The 19,048-nt window shown below is 34.3% G+C and carries 17 protein-coding genes; all 17 read right to left on the bottom strand.

The window, feature by feature from the left end; genetic code table 11:
* Nucleotides 1-24: 24 nt before the first annotated feature.
* Nucleotides 25-4,965 carry a glycoside hydrolase family 99-like domain-containing protein gene (locus KF816_01790; GenBank protein MBX3006737.1) on the bottom strand — a complete coding sequence of 1,647 codons (4,941 nt, stop codon included), beginning with the start codon at nt 4,963-4,965 and terminating at the stop codon, nt 25-27.
* An 88-nt stretch (nt 4,966-5,053) separates the two neighbouring features.
* Nucleotides 5,054-6,532: a DUF362 domain-containing protein gene (locus KF816_01785; GenBank protein ID MBX3006736.1), complete on the bottom strand. Its 1,479-nt coding sequence runs from the start codon at nt 6,530-6,532 to the stop codon at nt 5,054-5,056.
* On the bottom strand, nt 6,529-7,560 hold the full coding sequence (locus KF816_01780) for an asparagine synthase (GenBank protein MBX3006735.1): 1,032 nt from the start codon (nt 7,558-7,560) through the stop codon (nt 6,529-6,531). The genes KF816_01785 and KF816_01780 overlap by 4 nt, the downstream gene beginning before the upstream one ends.
* Nucleotides 7,553-8,014 (bottom strand): adenylyltransferase/cytidyltransferase family protein, encoded by a 462-nt coding sequence (locus tag KF816_01775; GenBank protein MBX3006734.1) that lies wholly within the window; start codon nt 8,012-8,014, stop codon nt 7,553-7,555. Before KF816_01775 ends, KF816_01780 begins: the two co-directional genes overlap by 8 nt.
* Before the next feature lie 274 nt (nt 8,015-8,288).
* Nucleotides 8,289-10,130 carry a hypothetical protein gene (locus KF816_01770; protein ID MBX3006733.1) on the bottom strand — a complete coding sequence of 614 codons (1,842 nt, stop codon included), beginning with the start codon at nt 10,128-10,130 and terminating at the stop codon, nt 8,289-8,291.
* Entirely contained in the window at nt 10,130-11,998 is a 1,869-nt protein-coding gene (locus KF816_01765; GenBank protein ID MBX3006732.1) for a PAS domain-containing protein, read from the bottom strand. The genes KF816_01770 and KF816_01765 overlap by 1 nt, the downstream gene beginning before the upstream one ends.
* Before the next feature lies 1 nt (nt 11,999).
* On the bottom strand, nt 12,000-12,647 hold the full coding sequence (locus tag KF816_01760) for a hypothetical protein (protein ID MBX3006731.1): 648 nt from the start codon (nt 12,645-12,647) through the stop codon (nt 12,000-12,002).
* Between the two features lie 47 nt (nt 12,648-12,694).
* Nucleotides 12,695-13,348, bottom strand: coding sequence for a response regulator (locus KF816_01755; protein ID MBX3006730.1), 654 nt, complete (start codon nt 13,346-13,348; stop codon nt 12,695-12,697).
* Nucleotides 13,338-13,745 carry a response regulator gene (locus tag KF816_01750; protein ID MBX3006729.1) on the bottom strand — a complete coding sequence of 136 codons (408 nt, stop codon included), beginning with the start codon at nt 13,743-13,745 and terminating at the stop codon, nt 13,338-13,340. Before KF816_01750 ends, KF816_01755 begins: the two co-directional genes overlap by 11 nt.
* Before the next feature lie 5 nt (nt 13,746-13,750).
* Nucleotides 13,751-14,518 (bottom strand): OmpA family protein, encoded by a 768-nt coding sequence (locus tag KF816_01745; protein ID MBX3006728.1) that lies wholly within the window; start codon nt 14,516-14,518, stop codon nt 13,751-13,753.
* On the bottom strand, nt 14,515-15,369 hold the full coding sequence (gene motA / locus KF816_01740; protein ID MBX3006727.1) for a flagellar motor stator protein MotA: 855 nt from the start codon (nt 15,367-15,369) through the stop codon (nt 14,515-14,517). The genes KF816_01745 and motA overlap by 4 nt, the downstream gene beginning before the upstream one ends.
* An 11-nt stretch (nt 15,370-15,380) precedes the next feature.
* Nucleotides 15,381-16,097, bottom strand: a complete 717-nt coding sequence (locus KF816_01735; GenBank protein MBX3006726.1) for a response regulator — start codon at nt 16,095-16,097, stop codon at nt 15,381-15,383.
* Between the two features lies 1 nt (nt 16,098).
* The gene (gene csrA / locus KF816_01730; GenBank protein MBX3006725.1) at nt 16,099-16,338 is read right to left on the bottom strand and encodes a carbon storage regulator CsrA; all 240 of its coding nucleotides are present in this window, start codon (nt 16,336-16,338) and stop codon (nt 16,099-16,101) included.
* A 4-nt stretch (nt 16,339-16,342) separates the two neighbouring features.
* A complete protein-coding gene (gene fliW / locus KF816_01725) occupies nt 16,343-16,723 on the bottom strand; it encodes a flagellar assembly protein FliW (GenBank protein MBX3006724.1) in 381 nt (126 codons plus the stop codon).
* A gap of 5 nt (nt 16,724-16,728) precedes the next feature.
* The gene (locus tag KF816_01720; GenBank protein MBX3006723.1) at nt 16,729-17,313 is read right to left on the bottom strand and encodes an OmpA family protein; all 585 of its coding nucleotides are present in this window, start codon (nt 17,311-17,313) and stop codon (nt 16,729-16,731) included.
* 80 nt (nt 17,314-17,393) lie between these two features.
* The gene (locus tag KF816_01715; protein ID MBX3006722.1) at nt 17,394-18,170 is read right to left on the bottom strand and encodes a MotA/TolQ/ExbB proton channel family protein; all 777 of its coding nucleotides are present in this window, start codon (nt 18,168-18,170) and stop codon (nt 17,394-17,396) included.
* Nucleotides 18,170-19,048: a hypothetical protein gene (locus tag KF816_01710; GenBank protein MBX3006721.1), complete on the bottom strand. Its 879-nt coding sequence runs from the start codon at nt 19,046-19,048 to the stop codon at nt 18,170-18,172. The genes KF816_01715 and KF816_01710 overlap by 1 nt, the downstream gene beginning before the upstream one ends.

Here is a 19,048-nt window from a genome sequence, read left to right as displayed (position 1 = left end):
GCATTGCACAAATATTTTTTATGATTAAACTTTTTTAGCGGAATAGTTTTTTTCCGACAAAACTATTTTTAGTTCCAGGGCTAATTGATTCTTAGGTTCAATTTCCAACACATGCCTAATAAGCTTTTCTGCTGAATTATAATCGCCTAATGTTACTTGAAGTTTAGCAACAGACATTAACAAATCGGTATTGTCTGGTTCGAATGTCAGTAACTGTCTGTATATATGAATTGCTTCCTTATAATTCCCCAACTCTGAGTGCAGATCAGCAAGAATTTTTATGAGCTGATTGTTAGTGGGCTCTAATGAGATAGCTTTTATCATTGTTTCTATAGCAGCATCGGATTCACCAAGTTGTTTTAATGCAATTGCATACCCAGCAAGTGAGGTTGTATGATTTGGCAATAGCTTCATTGCTTCAATAAAACATTTCTTTGCTTCTGCATAATTACTTTTATTCAAATTAATGTTTGCTTGATGAAAGAATGATACACCCTTGAAAACATTAATTGCACTATTAACCGAACTGCCGAAATGAGGCAAACCACCGAATTGCAGCAGCTTAAGTTCATGTTCAGAAAGATGGTCAATATCAGAGTCTTGTATACCTTTTTCTATAGCAGACTTTATGAATAGAATTGCATTTTTATTTCCGACTAAATCAAGCAGTCGTCCAAGTGTCATTAGTATTTTTGTATGATCTTCATGTAAAAACAGATTTTGATAAGTATTTGTCACATTATCGTTCAGATTAACTTCGTCACAAAGGTCTGCATAACAAACACTTGCTAGCACATTGCCTCTATTAAAGGCAATAGCTTGTTCATAATGAAAGAGTGCCCGGTTTTTTTCTTCTCTTACAGAATTTACGATTCCGAGTAGCAAATGTATCTCTGATAAATTCTTATCGAAGCAGAAGCGATTTTCTTTATGACCAGTTTGATTTGATACAGAATTTTCAATAAAGCTGTGATGACTTTTTGCCTCGATGGAAGAATATTTAAATAATGCCATATTGCAATAACTTTCGGCAGTTTCTAAATCGCCCTTTGAAATTGCTGTCTTAGCCAGGTTCGCTAGAGTATTGGTTACAGCCAAACTGGTAGCTTCTAAATAGCCATGCCCATGTTTCATATCAGGCTCAAGATGGTTTCCTTCAGCCCATTCATTCCACGCATTTATGAAAACAACTCGTTTATCACTATCTCTTTCAAGTACCCGGCTCATTTCATGCATTAACCACTTTTGATATTCTTGTGGTGTAGAGTTGTGAAGTATCCATGCACCAATTTTTGCTCTACGTGCAGTATTATCCCACGAAGGCACAACACATGCAAATCCGGGATCTTCTTTAGTAACTTCCGATGCCATAATTGGCCATGCTTTTTCATAATCGATTACAATTGCTTGAGTATTGGCAAATTCAACTCCACCCAAACTTTGAATTGACTGCCATTTATTAAATTTATTAATATCTCCCGTACCAGGTTGGAAAACCAGTTCGGCATCGAATCCTTGACTTAACCAATAATTGTTTGGATACTTTTCAAATCCAGTTCTCATAGCAACTAAATAAATAGCACCAACTCCAGAACGTTTTGCTAGTTCACGCCAGATTTCTATTACTTTATTTAAGTCAGGAATCGCTGAGGGCCTGTAAATCATGAATATCGGTTTGTTATCAATTCTTATATAGCGTTTATCAATAAATGCCGGATAAAGCCATTTGAAATGATTGATTGCATCTTCCTCACCTCCATAGACTTGCTCTTGCAGCATTTCAGCCTCTCTGCCATCCCATCGCTTTGTCCAATTCTCATTTGCCCAGGCCAAACAAAATGGTAAGTCCGGCTTTCCCGATTTCAATACTTCATTAAAAGGTCTTTCTAAAAGTCTTCTTCCATTGAACCAGTAATGGTAATAGCAAAATCCTTCAAGACCATATTGCTTTGCTAATTCAGCTTGTGCTATTCTAGATTCATCTAATCGTAAATCGTAAAAACCAAGATCAGATGGAAGATGTGGTTGATAATGCCCGGGGAAGAGTGGTTTAGCTTTACTTACATTTGTCCATTCGGTAAATCCTTTTCCCCACCAGCTATCATTTTCTGGGAATGGATGAAATTGTGGTAGATATAGGGATATCAATCGGAAAGGATTCTGTTTAAGAAAATCTTTCACCAAATCTTTATGTGTATTGCGCTCATATTGAGTCGTAAAAAATTCCGGTTCCTTTTTTTTCTCTTTTTGTAACGATACAATTTGTAGTGCTTTTTCAACGGCAAATAGAACTTTAATAACTGGAATTTCAGATGCCGGACCATGTACGGCATATACAAGTTCAGAATTTATTCCAACTCCATAATTACCACTATACGGCGTATATTTTTTGAAGGCCCGATATTCGCCTAATAAAATAATTCCATAAGTATTAACCGCATTAGCCGCGTGAGCAATCGCGCTATCAATACCGATAAACACTTTAGCTCGGTTGACTACTTCTGCAGTTTGAAGTATAGAAAGTCTTCCACAAAGATTAATTGTGTACAACGTCTTATCCTTTGATAAAACTGAACGATGACCTACTTCAACAATTTGCAAATTCCATTTATTCTTAATCTTATGAGCAAGCTCAATCCAATTTTCATCCTTCCAGTCGCGAGTATATTCATTTGATAGACAATGAAAAACGATAAACTCCTTTGGAAGCCCTATTAAGTCAACGCCCTTCCTTTCAAAATCTCTGATATAGACTTGGGGGGCATCAGTCAGTATCGGTAATCCGGCATTCTGGCAAAATGCAGAGAGTAGATTACCATGATTGTAATAGTTTTCAAGTGTGATATCTACTCTACCTTCCACTTTTTCTAAAGGTACATCACATGTTGGACATACTCTATTTTGAATATGAAGATCAATCACCTCTTGAAAGAGACCGCTATTCTTCAAGAAAATCCATTCCGTTAAACAACTGACAGTATAGGCTTCGTTTATGTGGGGATTAGATTCGATTAAATCTTTATAACTTGGCTTGGTAATCCAAACAATATAGGCATCAGGGAAAATGTTGCGAACATAACGTGAGACTGGCTCGCAAGCGATAATATCACCAATATGCTCAACAAGACCTATTGCAACAATATTGTTAGGCAATGGTTTTATTTGTTTAGAAAGAAAAACATTTTCTTTAACAACTTGTTTCTTCTTTTTTAACTGTTTAGGAGTGAACTTAGCTATACAGAATCCAAATTTTTCTTTCGATGAAACAATCAATTCGAATCTTGAATCTGATTGCATTGATAGAAAACTTTTGTGATGCTTAATATGATATACATCATCCAATGCAATGTAGCATTCACTTTCGATCTGATTAATTAAATATTGAAACTCGATGAAACCCATGTGCCCAGCGCTATCAAGTAGAACGAAGTCGGGTTTGTAATCAAATTCCTTTAAACACTTGCCCAACAAATCATCAGGAGTATCGTTAAAATCAGTTTCCTTGTAATAGAGGTCAGCTCGTTCTTGCTCATAGTGATCAATATAAATTCCTTGATATTCAATATTATCAATAGTTGAGTTCTTAATCTCTTCAAGAGTTGGAAGTATTGAGCGGGGAACAGACAAACCAGAATTTAGATATACTTGCTTAATCAAACCGCTATCTACAAAGTAATTGAAAGCATGAGAGCAGTAATCTGGGTTTACTTCTATAGTATGAATAATTGCGTCGGTTAAACCAAGCGCCTTTAAACTGTTAGCAATAATAGTAGTTGTTCCTGTTCCTAGATGAGTTCCAGTTTCAATAATTTTTTGGGGTCTTATTTTTTGAAACAGTTCATTTATTGCCTTTGCAAATTCCGACTCATTACCAATATCCATTAAAACCGATCCATCGCCATGTGCTTTAGTAATTTTCAACACCGGTTTTTCTTTCTTCATATTATTTCTCTCTTCTAGATTATTAATTACATCGATAACTCGACCGGTTGACTTACCATCTTTATATTTGCCGAATATCTCGTTTGAATAATGTATTTGATTTTTCAAGAATAACTTTTCATGGTCATCAAACAAAGAAATTAGTGACTCAACAAATTCATCTTCATTTGAAAACTCTTTACCAACATTTCTTAATTTGTTTCCCATTGCTTCCGGATCATAATTATCTATATCTGGCTTGGATGTACTTGTATACAGAAGAATAGGCCGACTAAGTGCCATAAACTCGAAAATTGCAGTTGAGGCATCGCTAATCATAACGTCAGTTTTATCAAATAAAGTGGGAAGAGCTATTTGGGGATCATCAATAAACTCTACATTACCATAAGCTATAGCTTGCTGCCAATCATTAATCCAGCTTTTATATAAATCGGCAAATTTCATAAGGTACTTGTGATTGTATGTTAATATGTTGGGATGAGGGCGAAGTACAATTTTGGATTCAGGAAATACTCTTCTAATTAATGGTATCAATTTTCCTTTAAAAAATTTTGCAGCACTTGTGTCGGGATTCCATGTTGGAGCAAACAAGAATGTGGGGGAATTAGTATTGGGCTTTCTATTTGGCACATTAAAAACTCCATCAACCCAAGCATTTCCTGTGAGTAAAAACTTTTTACGGGGTCTTATCCCGCCACGTTCAAAATCCTTTTGATCCCATTCACTTCCACAGATATAATCTGCTTGAGCATATTCTTGTGGAGGTTTAACATATTTAAATCCAGCTCCATGACGCAACGCTACTAAAGCGCATTTTGTTTCATCGCAGTAGGTTCTGAAAAGTGAAATTTCATGTTCGGCGGTAACGACAATTATATCCGGATTCCATACTTTAATTTCTTCGGCATCGAAACTAATAAGTTTAGCTTCAAATCCTTTTGCTATTGGCTCTAAGACTCTAAGCTGAAATGGAACTGTAGCATACAATGCAATTTTTAGATTATGATTTATGGGTTCACCCATTTTATTAGCCTCATTTGTAATAATTCTTTGTTTACTATATTCAATAACATCCTTCTACATTAATTAGAATAATAATCATGCTTATGATTTATTTTGCAGAAAGAAACGACTTTCCCGGTTTAATATTTTTCAAACTCAAACTTGGCCACCTATAAGGAGGCTTAAATCTCAGATAGCTTTTATCCTTATCAAAAAAGTTTTGTGCCGCAAATTGGTTCGACCTGATCGAGATTTCACTTAATAAAATTCTATATTGTTGCAACAGATGTTTCAGATATTTTACAATATCGATATTAAAATCCATCAATCGTATGCAAACCGCATCTACAGCAATAAAGTCTTCTCCCGAGACGATAACTTTCGGTTCAACTTTGTCTGGGAAATGTGGACCATCAGTGTCACCTCCTACTATTCCATCAACTACCGAGAATGTTCTTAATTGCCATCCTTTCTTTCCTCTGAATCCTGTGCAATCTTTAATAATTGCATTAAAAACATCAACAGTCATTCGCCATGTTGTATCATTACCTTCCCAAGCACCGCGCAGCATTTTTTCTTTTTGGTAATCGGTATCAATTATTCTATTGTAAACTTTTCCAATCCAATTATTATTAAAAAAGTTTCTGAGAAAGAAATAAACTCTGCTGGGAAGTAAATCAAGAAGTAAATGCTGCCAATATAACTTAAAATAGTCTCTAACTTTTTGCGGAGATGGATATTCGTCTCCACCAAGGAGCGGGTAACCAATGCACCAATGAACTAGAGCGTTTTTATCTGCGATCGTTCCAATCAATCCCTTTATATTTAATGTTGCACCGACTTTTGCGTGTGATTTTAGTTTCGGAATTGAGATGTAAACGTCGGTGCTTAAAATTGAATTGGAAACAACATAAGTGTGTTTATTGAATAAGTGTTGTTTTATTGTTTCAAGCCTGTCGGTGTAAGTCCCTCTAAATAGAATTGTTGATCGATTTGAGAGGAGAGATTCCCTCCCAACAATTAATTTACTAGCTTTGAGCGGATCACCAGGTAAACCAACGCGGCCTTCTTTAAAACCATAGTATTTTAAATTAGGAACATGCCAATATCTTAAGTCAACAATTTCACAGATCAATTTATTCTTACTATAAAGATTTGAAAGTTCATCTAAATGGCATATCTCTTTAATGATATTAAATTTGGCATCTGCATGGGGATTGTCTCCAATAAGAATTTTTCCTTTTCCTTCTAGTGCGATAAACACATAATCACACACTGCTCTTATGACAGAGGGATGAGTGATAACCGTCCATATTTCATCAGTAAAACGGTGTTTATGATCAACAAAGTTTGGCTTTACAAAAACTGTATCACCAGGTTTAATTAAATTTCCTAAAGGGTTCCATTTCGGTTTTCCAAAGTTTTCTTTATCATAACCAAGTAAATAAAAATTTTCCCTAACAGCAGCATAAACTTCATTAGGATTATTGGATATTTCCTCAAATCTATATTCCGGATACCTAGTGTCTGGGTTAAAAGGTTCTTCAACTGGGTATAATGATGTTGTTTTAGTGATGGCTACATTCATTTAGGGCTTTCAAATAGGTTCAAAAATCTTTCGAGACAGTAGATGATCCATTTTTGCTCACCAGTGTATTTGTTTATATCAAGGTTAGATATAAATTCTTTACGGCTTGGTCCCTTCCAATGTGACAACCATTGATCCATTGGTCTTGCGAATGGAATTTTTTCTGGAATGGAAAAAGCTGGAAACCTACTCTCAAAAACTTTTCGTAATATGTATTTAGATTCACCGCGCCTAATTCTATCAATGTCCAGAGATGCATTAAGGAATAAAGATTCATAGGGGGCCAAAACTTTACATCCAGCAGATTCAATTGCATTGTTAAATGTTTGGACAATTCCAATTCCATGAACTGTTTTTAAGAAAGCTGATACTTCTATACCGTCATCTTTTTTATATGGTCTATAAACTTCGTCCAAATCTTCAAAATTTTTCAATACTTCGGAAGGCTCTACAAAAGTATAACGTTTTTTAAATTCTTCATAAGTCCAATTTTGGGAGAGCAATTTGTCCATCCCCCCAAATGTACTATCTGCTCCATTTCCAACTATCAGCTGATCAATACCATCTTGTTTTGCAGCTAATGCGGCTTTATATAATGCCACTTCAATAGCGTGTAGAGGGGACATTTTCCATTTCATTAGATTATCAGAAAACTCTAAATAATCTTCCCAATAAACTTTAACGACTTTGTGGGATAAGTTCAATTTATCAGCAAAGACACGAGCTCCCTCAGTTTCATCAATTGATCCTTCAGCAATAAATCTAATAGTATAAGCTTTAGTACCAGCAGGCAAAAAAGAGGCGAGAATGGCGGAATCAATTCCCGCACTTAGTAATATCCCGGTATTTTTATTAATGCTTAATTGATTCTTAAAATGGTTCACTATTTCATCAGCAGAAGAAACGCCAGTCTGGTCTTTTTTGCCTAGTTTTGGCAAAACCGGAGAGACACCATCTTTCCAACTAATTCCATCTTTGACAACATAACGAAAAGCAAGAAAAGAGCTTAGACAAAATGTATTATACATTTGCCCTCTCCGGATAGATATGTTGTGATATTTCGATTCGGTCCCGTTCCTCTATCAAAATTTTATTTATGAGAGTAGAAGATGTGCCTTTTGTATATGGGAAGTAAATTATTCTAACACCAACCTCAGCAAACTGTTTTTCATATTCCGCCCATTTTTCGGTATGGAACCAATCATCTCCAACAAACATTACATCAAATTTCAGTTTTTGCCATACTTCAAATTTATTCATTGATTCTTGAGGTATTACCGCATCGACAAATTTTATATTTCTAACAATTTCAAATCTTTCACTAAAGGGAATTACTGTTTTCTTATTTTTGTATTTTAGCATCAATTCATCAGTTGTGACACCTACTATTAGTTTATCGAATATTGCTTTTGCATTCTTTAATAAGTTCAAATGCCCAATATGGAATAAATCAAAAACGCCTGTTGCGTATCCCAAAATCATAAATTTATCCTGTTCTGAAAATTTTTGAGTTATATACATACAATTTTATGCCACAAACAATTGATTCAATTCCTTCTTTTTTATTATTAAATAAGCTTTTTTTCCTATTAATACAATTTTCAAAAATTAACTTTGTTTAGTTGGCTAATAATAGCCATCTCAAATATTTTTGAGATAACTAGAGGAGGATTGTTAAAAGCGAAAAATCTATTAGAATTTTATACTCAGGTAATCTATTGTTGGGCAATCATTTTATTTGAATTTCTGGCTACTATTAGCCATTATCCTTGGTGAGGTTTGTTAATTCATCTATTATGGGTTTCATGGAGGCATCAGCTTCCTGAATCAGATTTTTTTCTATCTGACTTCTTTGATGTGTTAAATCGGCTACATTATGTTTATGAAGGGCTATACTATTATTAAAATTATCAGTCATAATTTTATCTTTATGAGCGCTAGCTTCTTTATGTTCCTTTAAAGCTCTTTCTCTCTCAAGCTTTATATAATTTATTCTTTTCAAAATTTTCTGTTTCTCATCGAACCGGTCAAGCACCACTATTCCCGAAATAATCATAGAGATAAATAACCCGATAATAAAACTGATGATTCCCCATTTTGAACCGGATAGTAGAACAAAAGTAAATATGGAATTAAATTCAGAAACCTCATGTACCATCTTATTTGAATATCCGGCAACCCCTCCAATAAAAAACACAATAAATGCGATTATGGTATTAACCATCATATTGCTCGACATACTCGCTCGTGGATTAAATCGATCGACATTAGGGAGATCCTCAATTCTATTTTCAAGCACTATAATCTCCTGATCATAATTCTCCTGAATTATTTTAAGAGATTCATTCAGTTGCTCTTTCGACCTTACTTTATAGTTTTCCAATTCTGTAATAAGTCTTTTTTCAGCATCCAAATTCTCAGCTATTCTTTTATCGTACCCCCTTAATTTGTCACTTACTTCAGAATAATAATTTTGCTTGATCACTGCAATCAAGTTTTCAATAATTAAATGCAGCTTAGCTTTGAATTCAATAAATATGGAAAAGAGCAGGGTGTTTTCAGCTCCAGAGTAAGTTTGAACTGTTTTTTCTAAAAAGGAAATTGATTTCTTAATCTCTTCGGTTTGAAAATCGGTAAATTTTTTGTGTTTTAATTTATCTATCGCTTCTTTGCAGTCTATGAGAGTCTTCGGATCATGTATTTTAAATTCTTCCAAAATCTGACTTATAATAGAATATGCCTTGTAGAATTCTCTTTCCATAAATACGTTATAGAATATTGCATTTCTATAAAAATAACTGAACATACCGGCATTATTAGTTTTTAATGCAAGATTTAAATGATTGAGATCCTGACTGAAAATCTCCCGTAATAAATAATAGGTCGATTCTTCATGTCCTAAATTGATCTCCGTTAACGCATGATAAAATTTTGCGGTGCTTCCGTGCGGCTTAATATCTAAAGCGTTTTTAAACGATTCGTTGGCTAATTCATAGTTTTGCTCTTTTAGGTAATTAAAACCAATGTACAATTGAATTATATATTTTATCTCGTTTTTGATAACTTCACTAATTCTTATTGTATCAACTATTTCAAGTGCTAAATTAAATTGCTCCTGCGCCTTTAATGGGCTGTAGAAAGTTGATTGATAAGTAAATATGATTCCCTTCAAAATTAGTTTAAAAAAGTTGTGCTTGTTAATATCCCTTTCAATAAAATTAATAGTGGTTGTAGCATAATAATCTTTTTCACTTTTGAGCTTTGTAGTAACCCAGCGCGAATAATTTTCCTTTACTGACCTGTGAATTTCATTGAATGAACCACGCACCATATTAAATTTTAGGAAATCTTCAATTTGAGTTAGAATCGTTGATTCATAAATCCAGAATATGGGGGCTTCCGCAAATGGAATAAATATTTCTTTAATATCCTGAGGTAGGTCTAATCCAAAAAACCGAATACTTTCTTTTATACTATTAATAGAATCATATTCACTTCTGACAGCAATGCCGAAATGCTCCTTGGCCAGTTTAAGCATATTACTCTGCATCATCTCGCTAGTAATAGCATTGGAATATTTTTCCATTACTTCATGCATTATTTAACTCCAGAATAACTAGTTAAATATGCATGTGGGAAAGATAATATAACCTTTGTTCCTAAATTCTTTTCACTAATTATATCGAAGTCCCCATTCATAAGTTTGGTAAGTCTGTAAGCTATAGTTAGTCCGAGTCCGGCTCCCTCATATGGTCTTGTATAGCCTTCAACTTCTTGTGAAAATGGCTTTAGCACTCTATCTATTTGAGATTGCTCAATACCAACTCCACTATCAGCAACTATAATTTCTATTTTGTCTTTTTGATTTTTTGTCCCAATATATATTGTCCCGGTAGGGGTATACTTTGTGGCATTGTCAATTAATGAGTTCAGCACCTTTTCTAATTTTATCCAGTCAATCTCAACAATGCATTCGCTTTCGTCAAGATCAAGTTTAAATTCAAGATTTTTTTTGATCACCTCTTCATAATTTTTATTGTAAACACTTCGAACCACCTGGTTGCAGTTGAGCTCAACATTTTCAAGTTCAACCTCGCCAGCTTCAATTTGTGATACTTCCACAATATTAGTAAACAGATTTAGTGCACGTCCCAATACCTCTTTCATCGAATCCATAATCTCTTTTACCATCTTTATATCATTTTCAGCTACACTTTCATCTATAATCTCGGAATATCCTATAATTGCGTTGAATGGAGTTCTAATTTCATGCGACATATTAGCAAGAAAATCTGACTTCATTTTATTAACCATCATCTCTTTTTGATATGCCTTTTTTAACTGTTCCTGGTAGTTAATTTCATCAGTTTTATCGGTCATTGTTATAATAAAAATCGTAGAAATTTTCTCGTTGATATGAGTAACCTTGCATGAGAAGTGTCGTTCATTCTCGTGTAAAAAAGTAAATGTGGCAGAGTTGCGGTTCTGATATGTGATTTGATTGATTGACTGAATTATTAAACTATCCAAATCTTCATTTATAACTTCACTTAGTTTTACCAAATGACTTAGATTTTTATCTATCCCAAAAAAGTTGCAAAAATTATCATTTGCGTTTTCGAATAATATTTTCTCATCGTGCTTTTCAATGATTAGCAATAAATCAGAGATATTGTTAATAATCTGTTTCTGTTTGCGTTCCGAGCGTTCAATAGTTTTTGTTTGATTAATGTGTTCAGTTAAATTACTTGCGGTTAAAATGAATCTTGGCTCTTTATCTTTTTGAAGTGAGACAGAACTCAGAGTAAACTCCCAAAAAGATAATTGCCTGCTTCCATTAATGGCAATTACTCTTTTCCAGCTTTCTGATTTTTGAAGCGCCTCACAAAACTTTATCAAATCTTCACTATCAAGTACTCCTTTTAATACTGAATCAATCGGCTGGTGGTATATTGTTTCAATTTCTTTTGATAACAAATATTCAAATGCAGTTGTAGCATATGATATTCGGAATTGATGATCGAGAATGATTATCGGGAGTTTGCCATGATCTAAAGCATTATGAAGAGCATTTACTCTATTCTCAAGTTTTTTTCGCTGCTCTAGCGATTCAATTATCAGCATAAAGTATTGATTACCCTTAACCAATACCCGCTCAAGAGTAATAGAATAACTTTTAATTGCTTCATCAACTTCAGATGAAAGATTTATATCAACAGTAATATTTTTATATTTGCTCGCACTCAGGCCTTGAATCAGATAAATTAGTTCCGGGTTGGATTTCATATCGTTTATAGAATCAGATATTCCAAGACCAAAATTTGTTTTGAATGAATCATTGCAATAGTCGATGCGCATATTGTAATCAACAATTACAAGAGGATTATTATTTGGCAGTTCGGTATAACTTGCGAAATCAATATCCAGATTCTCGGCAATATTTTTATTATCGTTTGAAAATGACATATCAGATATTCTTAATTACATAATTTTTTAGGACCAGGGTGTTGCCATGCACAGCAGTATTATTTGGAACAGTTATTTTTGTCGACATCAGCTTTTCAAAAAATATAATCAAGCAGTTATTTAGATATTCAAACTCCGGTTTAAGTCCATTTACTAAAGCGTAAAAAATGGTATTAACACTATAATCGGACTCATTCAATAAGTATTTATCTCCACTAATCATTAATGTTTCTTCAACAAAACTGTTTAGGATCGAAAGTTTATCCTTGATTTCAAACTCGTGAGAAATATTATCTACAGCAGATGAAACTGTTAAATTAAGCTCTCCTTTTGTCATCAATCCTTCGAGATTTTTTTTAATATGATAATTGAAGTGGGGACTCTGGATTAATTCGGAAGGTGATATTATAGTGTGAAATTCAAAATTGTCGAAATCGAATATTATTTCAACTTTATTAACATCTTTTTTTACTTGTTTAAGGCGCCAATGAATTTTGGCTATGAATGAGGATGCCGGCGAAATCGTCACCGAATCATTTGAATGGGTTTGATAATCAGTTAAATAACGCCCAGCAACAGAATATTTACTGGGTTTAGTAGAGTTTTTATAATCTGAACCCGCATTAATATTTACAATTTTTTCTAACATGCCTTATTCTCCGATTTATTATCGTAGAATTTGGCAATTACTTTACCTCAATCTGTTTTAATCATCCTTTTTTCTGAGGTATAATTTATTATTTGCGGATTTTCTAATGTAATTAGTTCATTTGCGAATTTTTTTATTCGATCTAACGATTCATTTACCGATTGGAGATCTTCCTTAAGTTTTGCTTTTTCAGGTTCACTCAACTCATTTTCAATATTTTTAACCGAAAGCATTAAACTGCTCAGCGGGTTATTAATCTTGTGCCCAATTGTGCAGGCCATCTCAACCACAGCTTTTGAATGTTCAATGCTCCTTAATTCATTTTGAAGATTAAAAATTCTCATTCCAGATCTAATTCTTGCCAGTAATTCCTGGTTTTCAACCGGTTTAACAAGAAAGTCATCGGCGCCTACATCAAGTCCCATTATTCTATCTTTTAAGGAAGAACGCGCAGTAAGAATAATAAAGTAAATAGATTTATATTTTTCATCGGCTTTTAAAATATTGCAGAGCGCTAGTCCATCCAACACAGGCATAGTCCAATCGGCAACAATAACTTTAGGTGAAAAAGTTTTTAATACCTGAATTGCCTCTTCACCATTTACAGCAGAAGCTACATCGTAATTATTTCGTGATAAAAGTTTTTCAAGAATAAATCTTGTATCCTTTTCATCTTCAACTATTAGTACCTTATCTTTCATTTTTCGAAATCACCAGTTTATTTATTTTATCAACTAATTTATTATAATCTACAATCGGTTTAACAAGATAGTCATCGGCCAAACTATCCTCAAGCAAGTTATCTCCGAAGCTGGAAATAGGGTAAGCGGTGATAAGAAGAATTGGTACCCTTATATGCCTGAATGTTTCTTTTATATATCTGGAAAATTTAATTCCATCAATTCTCTGATTATTCAGATAAGTATTTCTAAGGTTGATATCCATTATAACTAACTCAACACCACCTTTGCTTATTTCTGCAAGAATCAAATCGGCGTTTTCCTGAATTAATACTTCACCGCCTATTTTTTTGAAAAATACTTTGTAAAAATCTTGAAGAAAGGCATCATCTTCTACTATAATGATTTTTTTTAACATAATTACTATTGCTGAAATTTCACGGTAATAGAAATTCTTCTATTTACAAAACTAAAGGGATCATTGGTATCTCTTAACCTGGTATCGGCGTAACCATGTATTTCATTGATATGGGATTCGGGAAGTCCGCCGGTAACTAAAGATCTTTTAGCCGCAAGAGCTCTTTCTGAACTAAGCTCAAAATTAGTATATCCGGTTCCCTTATTATTAAATTGGCGCGAATCAGTGTGACCTTCAACTATAATTTTATTATCGAGTTTCGCAATTTCACCGCCAATTTTTTCGAGAAGTCTTTTCCCTTCAACTTTCAATTCTGATGTTCCGAGATCAAAGAACACATCACTAGCCGAATCAATTAACTCAATTTTTAATCCCTCTTTAACAATTTCAATTTTTACTTGATCAGATAACCCCAGCAGTTCTGTATCGGAGCCCAAATTTTCTTTTAAGTTATCTGCCATTCGTTCCAATTCTCTTCTCTCTGCTTCCTTCCTCATTTCATCTTGATTTAACTCAAGTTCAAGAGGTGAGTGGTTGGATTTACCATCAATTAAACTTTTACTCTTGTCTGAAAAACCAACCGGATCTTTGAAATAACCTGCCACGGCCTGTTTTACTTCTTCGCTCTGACCCAAAATCCAAAGTACAATAAATAGAGCCATCATTGCCGTAACAAAATCGGCATAAGCTACTTTCCAAGCGCCTCCATGATGCCCGCCATGTACTTTTTTAACCTTTTTTATAATTGGGGCAGATTCATTATCCATAATTATTTTTTACCTCTGAGCGATCCTTCCAATTCACTAAAAGTTGGTCTTCTATCACTAAAAATTGTACGGCGCGCAATTTCAGCGGCAACAAATGGAGGATTACCTTTTGCATAAGCCAGCACATACGATTTAATAATATGTAAGTCCTGTACATCTTCTTCAATACCGTGAGCGATATTTGCCGCTAAAGGATTAACAAATCCATACGCCAATAAAACACCAAGAAAGGTTCCAACAAGGGCAGCAGCTACGTGAGCTCCAACTGCTTCAGCTCCATCGCCTATCTTTGACATAGTTACGATAATTCCCAATACCGCAGCCACTATACCTAATCCTGGAAGTGAGTCGCCTACACGTGCTATACCTTCATAAATTGGTTTTCTCTCTTTTTCATAAGTTTCAATTTCCGCGTCCATCAATCCTTCCATTTCATGAGGGGGCACAGACCCGGCTAACATCACCTTCATTGTATCGCAGAAAAAATTTTTGCGGTAGGCGTTATTTATAAAATTTTTGCTTCTGTTCAGAATCTCACTTTTATCCGGAGCTTCAATATGTTTTTCTATTGCAAGTAATCCTTCTCTCTGGGCAATTAAAAATAGATCGCTAAAGGATTTGAGCATTGAGATGTAATCTTCTTTTGTTTGGGGTTTATGGCTGAATGAATGGGTAATTGAAGAAATCATTGATTTGATTAAGGATAAAGGGGATGCGATTAACAAACTCCCTATTGCCGCGGCACCAATTGTTATAAATTCAGACACCTGAATGAGCAGTATAAGATTTCCTCCAGCTACCAGATATCCAACAATAACACCGATAGTTACTACCGCAATTCCAATAATTACAAACATTTTTGTTCCCTCTATTTAGAATAACTTACTTCGATTTCAATTAAACTATTAAGCAGCTCATCACTTTTGCTAATAATACTTTCCCAGGTTGATTGAGGAACTGCAATTACAGATTCGAGATCACGGCACAAATCAGTTATTTGATTAAACCCTACAGTTCCGCTGGATCCTTTTAATTCATGAACAATCATCTTTAGAAGATCTTTATTTCTATTTTCAATGGATTGCCGTAGAGTTTCTTTTTTGTAAACCAGAGAATTTACATAATATCGCTTAAGCTCTTTATTCATTTGATCTTTTTCAGCAGGCGATAAATGAAGCAATCTTTTAGCATCCGATAAAAAGTTATGCCCCAATACTTCATTAATAGTTTTAATTAGGACTTCTTTGCTGAGGGGTTTAGAAATTATTTTTTCGGCTCCCGCTTCCATTGCGGCAATAACATTGGACTTATCGGTATGACCGCTTATAATAATTACCGGTATATGCTTTAATTGCTCCATTACTTTTAGTACTCTCAACAGTCGAATTCCATCCAAATTTGGCATCAGGAGGTCGAGCATTATAAGTTTTGGATTATGTTCAATTGCCTTTTGCAATCCTTCCAATCCATCGTTACATGTAATAACCTCAAGGTCATATTCAGACAAAAACTTTCTGAGAGTTGTACGAATAATGTCGGAGTCGTCAATTACTAATATTGACATGCTTTCGTTTCGGAAATCCATGTTAAGTTTTCACCTTCTGAATTTTAAATTTGCCAAGATCCGAATTTACTTCGGCAACAGATTTGGCTGCATCAATTATAGATTCTTTTACCTTTTCATAAACTTCACCACGGTAAAGTTGAACCTCTTTAGGTGCGTCAATTCCAATCTTAACCGAATTTTCGGTTATCGATAAAATCTTGATTGTAATATTGCCGCCAATTTTAATTTCTTCATTAAACCTTCTTGATAGTACTAGCATAACTTTACTCGGTAAATAAATTAAAGTTAACCGGATATGAATCCGAATCAATTATTTTTTGAAACCCGGTTTTTGAATCTTGATTGATAAAAACCGGTGCCTTGAGATTAATTGTAATCTTAAGAGGGTCTTGATTAAGATTAACTATCCCAAATGCTTCACAACTATCCTCTTGTGGAAACTTATCGTCTAGAACTCTTATTCCAAACATAGGAAAAGATATCCCAGGATCATCGATAGAAGTTAACCAATAGAAATAATTGTCTTCGGGATGAATGAAAAGAAAATTTTTCAAATCCTCAAATCCAAAAAGACCGTCAGAGAATTTAATTACTTTGTCTTCGGTGAATTCGATTTCACCGAATTTTAGTGTTTGTACTTTCATGGCTCTCACTTTAGAATTACTATGTCAACTCGTCTGTTTAATGCCCTCGTTTGGGCTTCTTTATTTGAGGCAATTGGTTTGTACTCAGAATAACCAACGACCGATACTCGATCAGGGTGAATATCCTGATCTTTAATAAAAAAATATGCTGTGCTTAAAGCACGATCAACAGATAAATGCCAGTTTGAAGGATATCTAAAAGTGCTAATAGGAGTATCGTCTGTGTGTCCTTCAATTCTTAAATCATTAGGAATTTTTTTTAACACGTTTGCAATTTTTGAAAGAATGTTTTTTGAATCAATGCCAATTTCGGCATTACCCGGCGCAAATAGAATATCGCCTAAAATATGAATTGTAATTCCCCTTTCGCTCTCTTCTAGTCTAACACTCGCATCATAATTATTATCGACTATTAATTTGCTAAGTTCATCGCTCAACGTATTAGCCGGTTTTTCAACGACTTGTTTATCTCCTACAATCTGAGAAATATTATTGGAATTTCCAAAAAAACTTCCCATCGCTGAAGCAACATTTTTATACTTAATTGAGTCAATATTTGAGATCGCGTACATAATTATAAACAAACCCAATAATAAAGTTATGAGATCCGCATAAGTAATTAGATATCTATCCTTTTCACCATCTTCGGCAAAAATATTTTCTTCAGGGTCTACGAACTTAGCTTGCTTATTTGTTCGCTTTGCGGGAGCATCCCTACCAATCTTGCCTTCATTATTGAAGGAATTTCGCCGCTCTGGAGCGTTAACACTCCCTCCAAAGATATCTCCATCATATGTTTTTCGTCTAAGTGACATCTTTTTAAACTGTCTCCAATTGGAAGCCAAATTATATTAGCACTAAAAACTCCCCAAAGGGTCGCAATAAATGCCGTTGCTATATTTTTAATTAAAACATTTGGGTCTGTTCCCGCATTCGCGAGAGTCATAATTAAACCCATTACCGTACCAATAATACCCATTGTTGGGGCGTATCCGCCCATTTTTGTAAAAAGGAACACATTACTAAAATGTCTTTCTTGCATTGCTCGCATTTCAAGTTGGGCTAATGATTCTAACCCATCGGCATCGGTACCATCAAGAGCAAATTTTACCATTTTTCTTGGAAACAGATCCTCAAATTTATTTATATCCTTTTCAATTGAGAGCAACCCTTCTCTTCTAGCCTTAATCGATAGTTCAATGAACGTATCAATAATTTTATCAATGTTATACTTGGGCGGAAAATATGCTATCTGCATCAGCTTCCAAATATTCTTCACTTTATCAAGACCGAAACCAATAATTGCGGTAGAAAGTGTGCCGCCAAAAACAATCATCATTGAGCTAATTAAAAATAGAGCTTTAAATGAGCCGCCTTCTAAAAAGAACGCTCCGAATATAGAAACTACTCCAATCAGTAAGCCAATTAAGGAACCTGCTTTTTTCATTATAAGTAATCGAACACTGTTGACGGATATGAACTAGCCAATATTTTATTAGAAAGCTGCAATAAATAATCCTGGTTTTGAAGCTCAATGATCAAAGCGGCGGGATCAATTGACTGTTTCTTTCCCAATAACTCGGTCAAATTATCTTGTTGACGGCTCAGCACTTCTGCTATATCATCCATTCTATTAATTTTTTCTCCCGCAATAGATTGTAAGTTGAGAACACTGCCGTAAGAAGTGTCGATCGCAAGTCTTTGCGCTTCCGAAGGAATTGTACCCCCTTCAAGTGCTGTTAAAACTTCATTTATTTTTTCAAAAATACCAGTGGCAAAAAGATCACTGCCAGGAATATTAATGGTTTCCTTAATTTCATTAGACAATTGGACTTCAACTGAACCTGAAAGATCGGCAGTTGATTTAACTGCATATCCATTTACATCCAGTGTAACCGGAGGCTGATTGTTATTAGTGCCGCCAAACAGATACATTCCATTCTGCTTCGCACTCACACTTTGAACAATACTTGCCAATGAGTTTTTTATTTGAGCTGCATATGTGGAAATATTTGCTCCATTAATTGGATTATTCACATCTTGCAGCGCAACAATAATTTTTTGCATTTCTGTGGTTACATTATCTAGTGAATCTTGTGAGGCTTGTAAATAATTTTTGGCGTTTTCTGAATTTTTTAAAAAAGTTTCATTCTTCTTCATCTGAGAATTTATTTTAATACTTTCGAGCGCATCGGGAAGATTATCACTTAACGTATCAAGTTTACTATTAGTTGCAAGCTGAGTTTGCAGTTTCAATTTCTTTTCGGCATTCTTGGCTTGATTAACCAAATATTTTTGCGTTATTAGTCCTTCTGTTACTCTCAT

Source organism: Melioribacteraceae bacterium (assembly GCA_019638015.1).
In the GTDB taxonomy this organism is placed as follows: domain Bacteria; phylum Bacteroidota; class Ignavibacteria; order Ignavibacteriales; family Melioribacteraceae; genus JAHBUP01.
The sequence above is the reverse complement of the archived record's forward strand: the minus strand, read 5'-3'. Positions and strand labels throughout refer to the sequence as shown.

Bases quoted from the DNA above. Each gene is read 5' to 3' on its own strand.
- KF816_01760 (MBX3006731.1), bottom strand. From the start codon at position 12,647: ATGTTAGAAAAAATTGTAAATATTAATGCGGGTTCAGATTATAAAAAC.
- KF816_01765 (MBX3006732.1), bottom strand. From the start codon at position 11,998: ATGTCATTTTCAAACGATAATAAAAATATTGCCGAGAATCTGGATATT.
- KF816_01735 (MBX3006726.1), bottom strand. From the start codon at position 16,097: ATGGATTTCCGAAACGAAAGCATGTCAATATTAGTAATTGACGACTCC.
- KF816_01715 (MBX3006722.1), bottom strand. From the start codon at position 18,170: ATGAAAAAAGCAGGTTCCTTAATTGGCTTACTGATTGGAGTAGTTTCT.
- KF816_01785 (MBX3006736.1), bottom strand. From the start codon at position 6,532: ATGAATGTAGCCATCACTAAAACAACATCATTATACCCAGTTGAAGAA.
- KF816_01750 (MBX3006729.1), bottom strand. From the start codon at position 13,745: ATGTTAAAAAAAATCATTATAGTAGAAGATGATGCCTTTCTTCAAGAT.
- motA (MBX3006727.1), bottom strand. From the start codon at position 15,369: ATGTTTGTAATTATTGGAATTGCGGTAGTAACTATCGGTGTTATTGTT.
- KF816_01770 (MBX3006733.1), bottom strand. From the start codon at position 10,130: ATGCATGAAGTAATGGAAAAATATTCCAATGCTATTACTAGCGAGATG.
- KF816_01710 (MBX3006721.1), bottom strand. From the start codon at position 19,048: ATGAGAGTAACAGAAGGACTAATAACGCAAAAATATTTGGTTAATCAA.
- fliW (MBX3006724.1), bottom strand. From the start codon at position 16,723: ATGAAAGTACAAACACTAAAATTCGGTGAAATCGAATTCACCGAAGAC.
- csrA (MBX3006725.1), bottom strand. From the start codon at position 16,338: ATGCTAGTACTATCAAGAAGGTTTAATGAAGAAATTAAAATTGGCGGC.
- KF816_01775 (MBX3006734.1), bottom strand. From the start codon at position 8,014: ATGATTTTGGGATACGCAACAGGCGTTTTTGATTTATTCCATATTGGG.
- KF816_01790 (MBX3006737.1), bottom strand. From the start codon at position 4,965: ATGGGTGAACCCATAAATCATAATCTAAAAATTGCATTGTATGCTACA.
- KF816_01780 (MBX3006735.1), bottom strand. From the start codon at position 7,560: ATGTATAATACATTTTGTCTAAGCTCTTTTCTTGCTTTTCGTTATGTT.
- KF816_01755 (MBX3006730.1), bottom strand. From the start codon at position 13,348: ATGAAAGATAAGGTACTAATAGTTGAAGATGAAAAGGATACAAGATTT.